Source organism: Pseudomonas sp. HMSC066A08, from assembly GCF_001813025.1.
GTDB lineage: Bacteria > Pseudomonadota > Gammaproteobacteria > Pseudomonadales > Pseudomonadaceae > Pseudomonas > Pseudomonas aeruginosa.
In genome coordinates, this window is record NZ_KV811290.1 from 434838 (window position 1) to 448153 (window position 13316).

General features: G+C 62.5%; 15 protein-coding genes. 11 read left to right on the forward strand and 4 right to left on the reverse strand.

What is annotated here, in order from left to right:
* Nucleotides 1–8: 8 nt before the first annotated feature.
* Entirely contained in the window at nucleotides 9–1724 is a 1716-nt protein-coding gene (locus HMPREF2886_RS11305; protein WP_033976598.1) for a proline--tRNA ligase, read from the reverse strand.
* Nucleotides 1725–1831: 107 nt separating this feature from the next.
* Between HMPREF2886_RS11305 and HMPREF2886_RS11310 the strand changes: the two genes are divergently transcribed.
* Entirely contained in the window at nucleotides 1832–2239 is a 408-nt protein-coding gene (locus tag HMPREF2886_RS11310) for a PaaI family thioesterase (protein ID WP_070747366.1), read from the forward strand.
* Between the two features lie 63 nt (nucleotides 2240–2302).
* On the opposite strand, the gene HMPREF2886_RS11315 is transcribed toward HMPREF2886_RS11310, so the two are convergent.
* Nucleotides 2303–3628 (reverse strand): OprD family porin, encoded by a 1326-nt coding sequence (locus HMPREF2886_RS11315; RefSeq protein WP_023107107.1) that lies wholly within the window; start codon nucleotides 3626–3628, stop codon nucleotides 2303–2305.
* Nucleotides 3629–4344: 716 nt separating this feature from the next.
* Here HMPREF2886_RS11315 and HMPREF2886_RS11320 point away from each other — a divergent pair.
* Together HMPREF2886_RS11320 and HMPREF2886_RS11325 are read left to right on the forward strand one after the other, a co-directional pair.
* Nucleotides 4345–4773 carry an HIT family protein gene (locus tag HMPREF2886_RS11320; RefSeq protein WP_033971101.1) on the forward strand — a complete coding sequence of 143 codons (429 nt, stop codon included), beginning with the start codon at nucleotides 4345–4347 and terminating at the stop codon, nucleotides 4771–4773.
* Nucleotides 4774–4983: a SlyX family protein gene (locus HMPREF2886_RS11325; RefSeq protein ID WP_033971099.1), complete on the forward strand. Its 210-nt coding sequence runs from the start codon at nucleotides 4774–4776 to the stop codon at nucleotides 4981–4983. It begins immediately after the preceding gene.
* 48 nt (nucleotides 4984–5031) lie between these two features.
* Here HMPREF2886_RS11325 and HMPREF2886_RS11330 read toward each other — a convergent pair whose 3' ends face one another.
* Nucleotides 5032–5646: a cold-shock protein gene (locus tag HMPREF2886_RS11330; protein WP_033976600.1), complete on the reverse strand. Its 615-nt coding sequence runs from the start codon at nucleotides 5644–5646 to the stop codon at nucleotides 5032–5034.
* 214 nt (nucleotides 5647–5860) lie between these two features.
* Nucleotides 5861–6331 carry a Dps family protein gene (locus tag HMPREF2886_RS11335; protein WP_003086103.1) on the reverse strand — a complete coding sequence of 157 codons (471 nt, stop codon included), beginning with the start codon at nucleotides 6329–6331 and terminating at the stop codon, nucleotides 5861–5863.
* Nucleotides 6332–6768: 437 nt separating this feature from the next.
* Between HMPREF2886_RS11335 and aspS the strand changes: the two genes are divergently transcribed.
* From aspS to tolR, 8 genes are all read left to right on the forward strand, one after another.
* On the forward strand, nucleotides 6769–8544 hold the full coding sequence (gene aspS, locus HMPREF2886_RS11340) for an aspartate--tRNA ligase (RefSeq protein WP_033976601.1): 1776 nt from the start codon (nucleotides 6769–6771) through the stop codon (nucleotides 8542–8544).
* A 66-nt stretch (nucleotides 8545–8610) separates the two neighbouring features.
* Nucleotides 8611–9357 carry a YebC/PmpR family DNA-binding transcriptional regulator gene (locus HMPREF2886_RS11345; RefSeq protein WP_003086107.1) on the forward strand — a complete coding sequence of 249 codons (747 nt, stop codon included), beginning with the start codon at nucleotides 8611–8613 and terminating at the stop codon, nucleotides 9355–9357.
* A gap of 84 nt (nucleotides 9358–9441) precedes the next feature.
* On the forward strand, nucleotides 9442–9966 hold the full coding sequence (gene ruvC, locus HMPREF2886_RS11350; RefSeq protein WP_003112575.1) for a crossover junction endodeoxyribonuclease RuvC: 525 nt from the start codon (nucleotides 9442–9444) through the stop codon (nucleotides 9964–9966).
* A gap of 16 nt (nucleotides 9967–9982) precedes the next feature.
* Nucleotides 9983–10588, forward strand: a complete 606-nt coding sequence (ruvA, locus tag HMPREF2886_RS11355) for a Holliday junction branch migration protein RuvA (protein WP_003086122.1) — start codon at nucleotides 9983–9985, stop codon at nucleotides 10586–10588.
* Between the two features lie 10 nt (nucleotides 10589–10598).
* Nucleotides 10599–11657: a Holliday junction branch migration DNA helicase RuvB gene (gene ruvB, locus HMPREF2886_RS11360; RefSeq protein WP_033971089.1), complete on the forward strand. Its 1059-nt coding sequence runs from the start codon at nucleotides 10599–10601 to the stop codon at nucleotides 11655–11657.
* A gap of 52 nt (nucleotides 11658–11709) precedes the next feature.
* Complete coding sequence (gene ybgC, locus HMPREF2886_RS11365; protein WP_003086124.1) at nucleotides 11710–12156, forward strand: tol-pal system-associated acyl-CoA thioesterase; 447 nt, start codon at nucleotides 11710–11712, stop codon at nucleotides 12154–12156.
* Between the two features lies 1 nt (nucleotide 12157).
* Nucleotides 12158–12853, forward strand: a complete 696-nt coding sequence (gene tolQ / locus HMPREF2886_RS11370; RefSeq protein WP_003086125.1) for a protein TolQ — start codon at nucleotides 12158–12160, stop codon at nucleotides 12851–12853.
* 22 nt (nucleotides 12854–12875) lie between these two features.
* Nucleotides 12876–13316 (forward strand): protein TolR, encoded by a 441-nt coding sequence (tolR, locus tag HMPREF2886_RS11375; RefSeq protein ID WP_003086126.1) that lies wholly within the window; start codon nucleotides 12876–12878, stop codon nucleotides 13314–13316.

Sequence of the window (13316 nt, forward strand, 5' to 3'; positions counted from 1 at the left end):
CGTTACGCTCAGCGGCTGAGTTTTTCGGTGATGAACGACATCAGTTCGCCGATCGGCAGGTTCTGCGACTCGCTGTCACGGCGGCCCTTGTATTCCAGGATGCCTTCGCTGAGGCCGCGGTCGCTGATCACGATGCGGTGGGGAATGCCGATCAGCTCCATGTCGGCGAACTTCACCCCGGGGCTGGTCTTCTTGTCGCGATCGTCCAGCAGCACTTCGAAGCCGGCTGCGGTCAGCTCGGCATAGAGCTTGTCGGTAGCCTGCTTGACGCTCTCGGTTTCGTACTTCAGCGGTACCAGGGCGATCTGGAACGGCGCCAGTGCGCTTGGCCAGAGAATGCCGCGATCGTCATGGTTCTGTTCGATGGCGGCGGCGACCACGCGGGATACGCCGATGCCGTAGCAGCCCATGATCAGGTTGACCGGCTTGCCCTGTTCGCTCAGGACACTCAGCTTCATCGCTTCGCTGTACTTGGTGCCAAGCTGGAAGATATGACCGACCTCGATGCCGCGCTTGATCACCAGGGTGCCCTTGCCGTCCGGGCTGGGGTCGCCTTCGACGACATTGCGCAGGTCGGCGACCTCGGGCAGCGGCAGGTCGCGCTCCCAGTTCACGCCGAAGTAGTGCTTGTCCTCGATGTTGGCGCCAGCGGCGAAATCGCTCATCAGCGCGACGGAGCGGTCGACGATGCAGGCGATCGGCAGGTTGACCGGGCCCAGCGAGCCGGGGCCGGCGCCGATGGCGGCGCGGATCTCGGCTTCCGAGGCGAATACCAGCGGGCTGGCCACCAGCGGTTGGTTGGCGGCCTTGATCTCGTTCAGCTCGTGGTCGCCACGGACGATCAGGGCGACCAGGGTGCCTTCTTCGGCGCCATGCACCACCAGGGTCTTGATGGTCTTCTCGATCGGCAGCTGGAAGCCGTCCACCAGGGCGGCGATGGTCTTGGTATTCGGCGTGTCGACCAGGCGCATGTCCTCGCTGGCGGCACCGCGAGCGCTTTCGCGCGGCACGGCTTCGGCCTTCTCGATGTTCGCGGCGTAGTCGGAGCTGTCGCTGAAGACGATATCGTCCTCGCCGGAGTTGGCCAGCACGTGGAACTCATGGGAGCCGCTGCCGCCGATGGAGCCGTTGTCGGCTTGCACGGGACGGAAATCCAGGCCGAGGCGGGAGAAGATCTTGCTGTACGCCTGGTACATCCCGTCGTAGGTCTGCTGCAGCGAGTCCTGGCTCAGGTGGAAGGAATAGGCGTCCTTCATGATGAATTCGCGTCCGCGCATCAGGCCGAAGCGCGGGCGGATCTCATCGCGGAACTTGGTCTGGATCTGATAGAAGTTGATCGGCAGTTGCTTGTAGCTGTTCAGCTCGTTGCGCGCGAGGTCGGTGATCACTTCTTCGTGGGTCGGGCCTACGCAGAATTCGCGCTCATGGCGGTCCTTCAGGCGCAGCAGCTCAGGGCCGTATTGCTCCCAGCGCCCCGATTCCTGCCACAGCTCGGCCGGCTGCACCGCCGGCATCAGCACTTCCAGGGCGCCGGCAGCGTTCATTTCCTCGCGGACGATGGTCTCGACCTTGCGCAGTACCCGTAGGCCCATTGGCAGCCAGGTGTAGAGACCCGAGGCCAGGCGACGGATCATGCCGGCGCGAAGCAGCAGTTGATGGCTGATTACCACCGCGTCGGCGGGGGTTTCTTTGAGCGTGGAAAGCAGATACTGACTGGTACGCATCTTTGGCCGTTATGTCGGTTGTATCGGGAGGAATGGCTGGGCATTGTACGGTGCCGGTCTGGCTGCGTACAGGGCGCCGGGCATCGATGATGAGGAGTCAGCAGGCAATGAACGCGGCGCAGGTACAGGCGTTGATCCGCATGGGGTTGCCCATGGCCGAGGACATCGATTTTCGCGTGGAGCGCCTCGACGAACGACATGCGCTGGCGCGCATACCGTTCCACGACAAGCTGGTGCGTCCCGGTGGCACGCTGTCCGGCCCGACCATCATGGCGCTGGCCGATGCAGCCAGGTACGCGGTCATTCTCGGTCGCCTCGGGGCGGTGGAAATGGCCGTGACCTCGAACCTGAACATCAACTTCCTCAGCAAGCCCAGGCCCGAGGACCTGCTGGCCGAGGCGAGCATCCTCAAGCTGGGGCGGCGCCAGGTCGTCTGTGAGGTCGGTGTGTTTTCGCAGAGTCGCGAGGAAGACCTGGTGGCCCATGTGACCGGTACCTACGCCCTTCCTTTATAGGCGCCTTGCCGCCGAGAAGAAAAAACCCGGCGATGCCGGGTCTTTTCGTTGCCTGTCGGTCGATTACAGAATCGACAGCGGATAGTCGACAATCAGGCGGAACTCGTTCTGGTCGCCTTCACCCTCGTCGGCATTGGCGCGGTGCCAGGCCTGGCGGATGCGGAACGACAGGTCCTTGGCCGGGCCGGCCTGGACGACGTACTTGGCCTCCAGGTTGGTCTCGTGGTGCTTGCCGTCCTCGCCGTACAGGCCAGCGTAGGAGGAACTGGAGTCGACCTTGGTGCCGTCGATGTCCTTACCGTTGATGTAACGAACCATGAAGGTCAGGCCGGGAACGCCGTAGGAGGCCATGTTCAGGTCGTAGCGGGCCTGCCAGGATTTCTCGCCGGGGCCGTTGAAGTCGGAGTACTGCACGGAGTTGGCGAGGAAAATCGAGTCACCGCCGCCGCCGGAACGGTTCTCGCCGAAGCCGATGTAGTCGAACGGCTCGTCGCCATGCACCTGCTGGTAGGCCAGGGTGAAGGTGTGCGCGTCCAGGGTGTACGCGCCGGCCAGGGACCAGGCGGTGTTGCTGATGTCGCCGGCCTTGGCCTTGCCTTCATCGGTGGTGCGGTAGATGTTGAAGTCGAAGCCCAGCGACTGGTCGGAGGCCAGCGGGATTGTGTAGTTGGTGTTCAGGTAATACTGGCGATAGATGTCTTTCAATTCAGCGCCATACAGGGAGGCGCTGAGATTGTCGGTGATCGCGTAGCGGCCGCCGGCGAAGTCCGCGCTCTTGGCGGTCTGGCCTGCATAGGTCGCGTAGAGTTCGCCGCGCGACTTGGTGGTGGTGCCCTGCTTGCCTTCGGTGAAGTGGCCCGCTTCGAGATCGAGCCCTTCGAATTCACTGCTCTGCAGTTGGAAGCCGGTCGCGGTCTGCGGGAACAGGCGGCTGCCGCCGGCGGCGAAGACTGGCGCGGTAGGTTGCATTTCGCCCCACTTCAGCATGGTCTTGGAAATGCGCACCTTCAGGGCGCCGCCAGCGCGGCTATAGTCGTCGCGCGGCTTGCCGTCGTTCATCACCGGCAGGTTGCCGGTGCCGGTCTTGTCCGAGGTGCCGTCGAGCTTCAGGCCCAGGTAGCCGAAGGCATCGACGCCGAAGCCCACGGTGCCTTGGGTGAAGCCGGACTCGTAGGTGGTGAGGAAGCCCTGGGTCCAGTCGACGCGGTCCCCGCTGCCACTCTTGCCGTCACGGTTGAAGTAATAGTTGCGGAGCAGCAGGTCGAGGCTGCTGTCTTCGATGAACCCCTTCGCTTCGGCCTGGTCGCTGACGAACGCGTCGGCTACGGCGAATTGAGTGCTACCCGCGGAAACCGCCAGTGCAATGGCGCTCCACTTCATCACTTTCATTGTGATTGCTCCTTTGGTTTTGAAATTATCTCTGCCATCACAGTGCCGCAGTGACGGCTAGTTCTTCTTGTCGGCGCTAACTTATAGCACGCAGTGTTTCTTGGCGATAGTTGAGGTTCCGAAGCGACGGATTCTTTACCGTGCTGTCGCAAAATTGCATGACGCATGTCGCATCTGCGTAGGTGCGCAGTTGAAAAAATGACGTATGTCGCGGGGTTGGTCACTCTTGTTGAGGTCGCTTCTCAAGTCGCTTTTCCCGGTTGGCGGGGTCTTGTAATAAAAATGTCATGCTCCGTTCGGCCCCTCTTACTGTGATGAAAGAGGTATAAGCAAACTCCGTGCACAAATTGGAAAACGGCTTCGCCTATGTATTCCAGTTGGTCTCTTCGAGAGCGAAGCTGTTCCGTTTGAAAGCAAACGAATTATGCTTTGAAACCTGATTGTAATCCGTCTGCTTCGAGGGTTGGTTGCCATCGAGTTGTCTGTGGCGAATGCGTTTGTATCCACGGCATGTCTTATGTTCGGCGTCGCGCTGTATTCATTCGACCGGCATCTTATGGGGCGTTCGGCTGGAGAGGCGCGCCAAGCTGGGGCGGGCGGATGTGTGGGCTTGCTTTGGCCGGGCGGCGAAGTATCCTGCGCGGCAGTTGCAGCGGGGCCCTTCCCGGAGGGGGGCTAAGCTGTCCATGAATGACGGTCGAACAGGAGAGGTCAGTATGTTCGCTTTGGATCCCCGGCTGGAGCAGGACACCCTGTTGGTCGGCGACTTTCCCCTCAGCCGCCTGCTGCTGATGAACGATGCCCGCTATCCGTGGTTCATCCTGGTACCGAGGCGGGAGGATGTCACCGAGCTGTTCCAGCTCGATGTCGATGACCAGCACGCGCTGTGGCGCGAGGCCACGCTGCTGGCAGAGGTGCTCAAGGACACCTTCCGTGCGGACAAGATGAATGTCGCTAACCTGGGCAATGTGGTCAGCCAGCTCCACATGCACGTGATCGTCCGGCGACGTGGCGACGACGCCTGGCCCGGCCCTGTCTGGGGGCGCCATCCGGCTCGGCCTTATTCTTCCGAGCAGGTCGAGGCGATCCGCGGCAAGTTGCGGATGGTGCTGACCGACGGCTTCCGTTTTGCCGGGGAGGCCTAGATGGAGTTGGATGCGCGCATGGATGACCTGGAATGCCGCCAGGCTTTCCAGGATGACACTTTGCAGGCTCTCAACGATGTGGTGGTCGCGCAGCAGCGCAGTATCGAGCGACTGCAGCTTCAGGTCGCGGCATTGATCAAGCGTCTGGAAGACGTCCAGGGACTGGTGGGCGAGGCGGGGGAAGACGAAGCGCCTCCCCCCCATTATTGAATGCACAAAAAACCCGCCGTTCGGCGGGTTTTCTGTTTTTCGCGGCGGTCAGCGGCGGGAGGCGATCACGTCTTCCGCCTGCAGGCCCTTGTCCCGTTGTACCACCGAGAACTCCACGCGCTGGCCTTCGATGAGGATGCGGTGGCCTTCGCCGCGAATCGCTCGGAAGTGGACGAAGATGTCCTCGCCCGAGTCGCGGGAAATGAAGCCGAAACCTTTTGAGGTGTTGAACCACTTCACGGTCCCGGTCTCTCGGTTGCCGCTGTCCTGGCTACCGCCGAGGGCCGCCGGGGTGCTGGCGCCGCGCGAGACCGGTTTGCCGGGCTTCAGGCTGCCCGCCAGTTGCAGGGCCGTGGCCAGCACCAGGCTTAGCAGGGGCAGGACGATCGCCGGCTGGTCGGCGATGGTCGGCAGCGGCGCCAGCAGGATCAGTGCCTGCAGGACGACGCCCAGGACAAGCAGGGCGGCTGCGCCGGCCTGCAGCGGGCGGGTTGGATGTGACGATTGCAGTACGGGAGCGAAGAGCAGGTTGATCAGGCCCAGAATGGCCAGGTAGATGGCATCGGGATGTTGCAGGAAGGGTGTGGCTTCGGTTCTTAGGCTGGGAATGAAGGACAGCAATAGGGCGGCGACGCCCGTGACCAGAAGGACGATTTTCAACATGTCAATGAGTTCACCTTGATGGGGTAACGATCAAGTAGCCGGACAGCGCTTCGGTGCATGAAACGAAAGGTGCGGAAGGACGGCCGGCCTATGCGCGTGACGCACGGCGGCTATTTAACAGGAAAGCAGGAGGCTACTCAAATCAAGCGGTTGGCGCCGGAGGGGGAGGGCGGGACCCTGAGGCGGGCCCCGCTTTCTATCGAGCGATCGACGATCAGCTGGCAAGAAGGCTGCGCAACATCCAGGCAGTCTTTTCATGCACCTGCATGCGTTGGGTGAGCAGGTCGGCGGTGGGTTCGTCGCTGACCTTGTCCAGCAGCGGGAAGATGCTGCGGGCGGTGCGCACCACGGCTTCCTGGCCTTGGACCAGTTGCCGGATCATCTCCTCGGCTTCCGGAACGCCTTCCTCTTCCTTGATGGACGACAAGCGGGCGTAGGCGGCGTAGGTGCCGGGCGCCGGGAAGCCCAGGGCCCGGATGCGCTCGGCGATGTCGTCCACGGCAACGGCCAGTTCGGTGTATTGGCCTTCGAACATCAGGTGCAGCGTGTTGAACATCGGGCCGGTGACGTTCCAGTGGAAGTTGTGGGTTTTCAGGTAGAGGGTGTAGGTGTCGGCCAGTAGCCGCGACAGGCCCTCGGCAATGGCTGCGCGATCCTGTTCGCCGATTCCGATATTGATTTCCATGGCGTTCTCCTTTCAGTCGGCCTTGTGAATGGGGCACTCCGAAACAGTTGGAGTGAGGCTAACACAGGGTTTTTCCCAGCGCTCTTGGTCTATGTCAAAGGCGGCGATAGGGAGAGTCTATTCCGACTGCCCGGTCAAGCGAATGGTTCGCAGAGGGTGGCGAAATGCTTCCGTTCAACGGCCTGGCTTCCCGCGCGACAGGCCGGCGGGGCTGGCTGCAAGCCATGGATTTTTCAGGCTATAATCCCCGCCTTCAATGCGAAGTGGGCCCGGATGCGGGTGCTTCGCCGTTGCCGTTCACCGGGCAGTGCGGGAGATGTCCTTCCAGGGGCGTACCGATGGTTCCGGTGCCCGGTCAGGGCCGGCGAGCCCGGCAATGGTCGCCAGGCAGCCGGCGGCTCCACAGAATCCAAGACTTACGAGAAGCGAACCACACCATGATGCGCAGCCACTATTGCGGCCAACTGAACGAGAGCCTGGACGGCCAGGAAGTCACCCTTTGCGGTTGGGTTCACCGCCGCCGCGACCATGGTGGAGTGATCTTCCTCGATGTGCGCGATCGCGAGGGGCTGGCCCAGGTGGTGTTCGATCCGGACCGTGCGGAAACCTTCGCCAAGGCCGACCGGGTGCGCAGCGAGTTCGTGGTGAAGATCACCGGCAAGGTGCGCCTGCGCCCTGAAGGCGCGCGCAACCCGAACATGGCGTCTGGCTCCATCGAGGTGCTGGGCTACGAACTGGAAGTGCTCAACCAGGCCGAGACTCCGCCGTTCCCGTTGGATGAATACTCCGATGTGGGCGAGGAAACCCGCCTGCGCTACCGCTTCATCGACCTGCGTCGTCCGGAAATGGCCGCCAAGCTGAAGCTGCGCGCGCGCATCACCAGCAGCATTCGCCGCTACCTGGACGACAACGGCTTCCTCGACGTCGAGACCCCGATCCTCGGCCGACCGACGCCGGAAGGCGCGCGCGATTACCTGGTGCCGAGCCGTACCTACCCGGGCCACTTCTTCGCCCTGCCGCAGTCGCCTCAGCTGTTCAAGCAACTGTTGATGGTCGCGGGCTTCGATCGCTACTACCAGATCGCCAAGTGCTTCCGTGACGAGGACCTGCGTGCCGACCGCCAGCCGGAATTCACCCAGATCGACATCGAGACAAGCTTCCTCGACGAGAGCGACATCATCGGCATCACCGAGAAGATGGTGCGCCAGCTGTTCAAGGAAGTGCTGGATGTCGAGTTCGACGAGTTCCCGCACATGCCGTTCGAAGAGGCCATGCGCCGCTACGGTTCGGACAAGCCCGACCTGCGCATCCCGCTGGAGTTGGTGGACGTCGCCGACCAGTTGAAGGACGTGGAGTTCAAGGTCTTCTCCGGTCCGGCCAACGATCCGAAGGGGCGTGTCGCCGCCCTGCGCGTACCGGGCGCCGCCTCCATGCCGCGCAGCCAGATCGACGACTACACCAAGTTCGTCGGCATCTATGGTGCCAAGGGCCTGGCCTACATCAAGGTCAACGAGCGCGCCAAGGGCGTGGAAGGTCTGCAGTCGCCGATCGTGAAGTTCATCCCCGAGGCCAACCTGAACGTGATCCTCGATCGCGTTGGCGCGGTCGACGGCGACATCGTGTTCTTCGGCGCCGACAAGGGCAAGATCGTTTGCGATGCCCTGGGCGCGCTGCGTATCAAGGTCGGCCATGACCTCAAGCTGCTCACCAGGGAGTGGGCGCCCATGTGGGTCGTGGACTTCCCGATGTTCGAGGAGAACGACGACGGCTCGCTGTCCGCGCTGCACCACCCGTTCACCTCGCCCAAGTGCACCCCGGCCGAGCTTGAGGCCAATCCGGGCGCGGCGCTTTCCCGCGCCTACGACATGGTGCTCAACGGCACCGAGTTGGGCGGCGGTTCCATCCGTATCCACGACAAGTCCATGCAGCAGGCTGTGTTCCGCGTGCTGGGCATCGACGAGGCGGAACAGGAAGAGAAATTCGGCTTCCTGCTCGACGCGCTCAAGTACGGTGCGCCGCCGCATGGCGGCCTGGCCTTCGGCCTGGATCGCCTGGTCATGCTGATGACCGGTGCATCGTCGATCCGCGAAGTGATCGCCTTCCCGAAGACCCAGAGCGCTGGCGACGTCATGACCCAGGCACCGGGTTCCGTGGACGGCAAGGCCCTGCGCGAGCTGCACATTCGCCTGCGCGAGCAGCCGAAGGCCGAATGATTCGAATCAACCCGCGGTGGCGCCGCTTGCGGCGCCTCCCGCCGAGAGAGCAATACGGAGTGAGTTATGGCTGGTCATTCTAAATGGGCCAACATCAAGCACCGCAAAGAGCGGCAAGATGCCAAGAAAGGCAAGATCTTCACCAAGCTGATCCGTGAGCTGACCGTCGCTGCAAGGCAGGGCGGTGGCGTTCCGGCGGACAACCCGCGTCTGCGCCTGGCCGTGGACAAGGCGCTGACCGCCAACATGACCCGCGATACCATCGACCGTGCCATTGCGCGCGGCGTCGGCTCCAACGATGCCGACAACATGGTCGAGCTTTCCTATGAAGGCTATGCGCCGAGCGGCGTGGCGATCATCGTCGAGGCGATGACCGACAACCGCAACCGTACCGCTGCGGAAGTGCGTCATGCCTTCAGCAAGTGTGGCGGCAACCTGGGCACCGACGGTTCGGTCGCCTACATGTTCGAGCGCAAGGGACAGATCAGCTTCGCTCCCGGTGTGGACGAGGAAGCGCTGATGGACGCGGCACTGGAGGCTGGCGCCGATGACGTGGTAGTCAACGACGATGGCTCCATCGACGTGTTCACCACCTTCGCCGACTTCATTTCGGTGAACGAGGCGCTGGCCGCCGCCGGATTCAAGGGCGACGAAGCCGAAGTCACCATGATCCCTTCGACCACCGCGACCCTGGACCTGGAAACCGCGCAGAAGGTGCTCAAGCTGATCGACATGCTCGAGGACCTGGACGACGTGCAGAACGTCTATTCCAATGCCGATATCCCGGACGACGTAATGGCGCAGCTCGGCTGAGCCGATCGGAGCGATAACGCGAAGCCGGAAGTGGGGTACGCTTGATGCGTTCGAACCCCGCTTCCGGCTTTTAGTATCCAGCTTATGACTTTGATTCTAGGGATTGACCCGGGCTCGCGCATCACCGGCTTCGGCGTGGTGCGGGAAACGGCGCGCGGTTGCGAATACGTGGCGTCCGGATGTATACGGACCGGCAATGGCCCCTTGCACGAGCGTCTGCACGTGGTGTTTCGCAGCGTCCGCGAGGTGATCCGCACCCATGGCCCGACGGCCCTGAGCATCGAGCAGGTGTTCATGGCGCGCAACGCCGATTCGGCCCTGAAGCTGGGGCAGGCGCGGGGGGCGGCCATCGTCGCGGCGATGGAGGAGGGGTTGAGCGTGGCGGAGTACACCGCCTCGCAGGTCAAGCAGGCAGTCGTGGGGACCGGCGGTGCAGACAAGCAGCAGGTGCAGATGATGGTCATGCATCTGTTGAAGCTGACCCAGAAACCGCAGATCGATGCCTCCGACGCCCTGGCCATCGCCCTGTGTCATGCCCATACCCAACAGAGTCTGGTCCCTCATGGCCTGGTGGGCGCACGCCGACGTGGCGGGCGCCTGCGTCTTTGAATAAGGAAAGCTCTTCGTGATCGGACGCTTGCGTGGCACCCTGGCGGAGAAACAGCCGCCGCACCTGATCCTCGATGTGAATGGCGTCGGCTATGAAGTGGAAGTGCCGATGACGACCCTCTATCGGTTGCCTTCGGTGGGCGAGCCGGTGACCTTGCATACCCATCTGGTTGTGCGTGAGGATGCGCACTTGCTCTATGGCTTCGCCGAAAAGCGCGAGCGAGAGCTGTTCCGTGAGCTGATCCGGCTCAACGGCGTGGGTCCGAAACTGGCCCTGGCGCTGATGTCGGGCCTGGAAGTGGACGAACTGGTGCGTTGCGTCCAGGCTCAGGACACCTCCACCCTGGTGAAGATCCCCGGTGTTGGCAAGAAGACCGCCGAGCGCCTGCTGGTGGAGTTGAAGGACCGCTTCAAGGCTTGGGAAAACATGCCCACGATTGCACCGTTGGTGATGGAACCCCGTGCCAGCGCTACAGTCTCAAGCGCCGAGGCCGATGCAGTCAGCGCGCTGATCGCCCTCGGCTTCAAGCCACAGGAAGCCAGTCGTGCCGTCGCAGCCGTACCGGGAGAGGATTTGTCCAGCGAAGAAATGATCCGCCAGGCCCTGAAGGGCATGGTCTAGGTGGCGCCCGATGATCGAGCCTGATCGCCTCATATCCGCCGTTTCCGGTCGCGAACGCGACGAGCAGCTGGACCGCGCCATTCGCCCGCTGAAGCTGGCCGACTACATCGGCCAGCCCAGCGTGCGCGAGCAGATGGAACTGTTCATCCATGCCGCGCGCGGCCGCCAGGAGGCGCTCGACCATACGCTGATCTTCGGTCCGCCGGGGCTGGGCAAGACGACCCTGGCGAATATCATCGCCCAGGAAATGGGCGTTTCCATCAAGAGTACTTCCGGGCCGGTGCTCGAGCGTCCCGGCGATCTCGCTGCGTTGCTGACCAACCTGGAGGCCGGCGACGTCCTGTTCGTCGACGAGATCCACCGTCTTTCGCCCATCGTCGAAGAAGTGCTGTATCCGGCCATGGAAGATTTCCAGCTGGACATCATGATCGGCGAAGGGCCCGCGGCCCGCTCCATCAAGCTGGACCTGCCGCCGTTCACCCTGGTCGGCGCGACCACTCGTGCCGGCATGCTGACCAATCCACTGCGCGATCGCTTCGGTATCGTCCAGCGCCTGGAGTTCTACAACATCGAGGACCTGGCGACCATCGTCAGTCGGTCGGCCGGCATTCTCGGCCTGGAGATCGAGCCGCAGGGCGCGGCGGAAATCGCCAAGCGCGCCCGCGGTACGCCGCGAATCGCCAACCGCCTGCTGCGCCGGGTACGCGACTTCGCCGAGGTCCGGGGGCAGGGCGACATTACCCGGGTGATCGCCGATAAGGCATTGAACCTGCTCGATGTCGACGAGCGTGGCTTCGACCACCTCGACCGTCGTCTGCTGCTGACCATGATCGACAAGTTCGATGGCGGGCCTGTAGGAATCGATAACTTGGCTGCGGCGTTGAGCGAGGAACGGCACACGATCGAAGATGTACTGGAGCCCTATCTGATCCAGCAGGGCTACATCATGCGGACACCGCGGGGGCGAGTGGTAACCCGCCATGCGTACCTGCACTTTGGCCTGAATATTCCGAAAAGGTTGGGGGCGGGGGTGACGACGGATCTGTTCACGTCTGAAGATGGTAATTAATTGCATTTGTGGGCGATTGCCGATTGGCAAAGCCGGGACTTGGTTCTAGAGTATGCGCGCGCAACACGGGGGAAAGCCGTTCCAGCAGCGTTTCCGGGTCTATTACGAAGACACGGATGCCGGCGGCATCGTCTATTACGTCAACTATCTCAAGTTCATGGAACGGGCTCGGACCGAGCGGCTGCGAGCTTTGGGGTTCGCCCAATCGCAACTGGTCGGCGACAATCTGCTGTTCGTCGTGCACTCCGCCGAGGCGCGTTACCACGCCCCGGCCAAGCTCGACGATGAACTGCTTGTCAGTGCCGAGGTCGAGGAGTTGAACCGGGCGAGCCTGAAGTTTCGTCAACAGGTTCGTCGAGCGTCGGACTCCGTCCTGCTCTGCGAGGGGCGGTTCCTGGTGGCGTGCGTGCGAGCGGACACCCTGAAGCCACGTGCTATCCCCGAAACGTTGCGTGCGGCTTTTGCCGGAAGCCCGGATTCTTTTTCAGCAGGAGATTAAAGTGGAACCGAATGTCGTCGACCATACCTCCATGTGGAGCCTGATCAGCAACGCCAGTATCGTGGTGCAGCTGGTCATGCTGACCCTCGTGGCCGCCTCGGTCACATCCTGGATCATGATTTTCCAGCGCGGTAATGCCATGCGCGCCGCCAAGAAGGCACTGGATGCCTTCGAAGAACGCTTCTGGTCGGGCATCGACCTGTCCAAGCTGTATCGCCAGGCCGGTAGCAATCCGGACCCGGACTCCGGCGTCGAGCAGATCTTCCGTGCCGGCTTCAAGGAATTTTCCCGGCTGCGCCAGCAGCCCGGCGTCGATCCCGATGCGGTGATGGAGGGTGTGGCGCGCGCCATGCGTGTGGCCATCTCCCGTGAGGAGGAGAAACTCGAAGCCAGCCTGCCATTCCTGGCAACCGTCGGCTCCACCAGCCCGTACGTCGGCCTGTTCGGTACCGTCTGGGGTATCATGAATTCCTTCCGTGGCCTGGCCACCGTGCAGCAGGCTACCCTGGCCACCGTCGCCCCGGGTATCGCCGAAGCGCTGATCGCCACCGCCATCGGCCTGTTCGCCGCGATCCCCGCGGTCATCGCCTACAACCGCTTCTCCGCACGTTCTGAGATGCTGATCGGTCGTTACTACACCTTCGCCGACGAGTTCCAGGCCATCCTGCACCGCAAGGTGCACACCAGCGACGACTAAGACGACTGAGAGGTAAGCCGATATGGCAAGGGTTCGTCACAAGCGCAAGCCGGTCGCGGAAATGAACGTGGTGCCTTACATCGACGTGATGCTGGTACTGCTGGTGATTTTCATGGTGACCGCACCGATGCTCAACCAGGGGGTCAAGGTCGACCTGCCGAAGGTGTCCAGCGAGGCGCTGCCTCAGGACAACAACAAGCAGGTCCTGACCCTTTCGGTAAAAGCCGACGGTTCCTATTACTGGAACGTCGGCAGCGAAGTGGATACTGAAAAACAGACCGATAGTGCCGTGTCGTTGGAACAGATGACCGATGCAGTCACCAAGATCATGAGTGCCCGTCCGGACACCCAGGTATTCATCCGCGGCGACAAGGCGGTGAACTATGGTGCGGTGGTTGGCGCCATGGGTGCCTTGCAGCAGGCCGGTGTGCCCAACGTCGGGTTGATTACCGAGGCCCCCTGA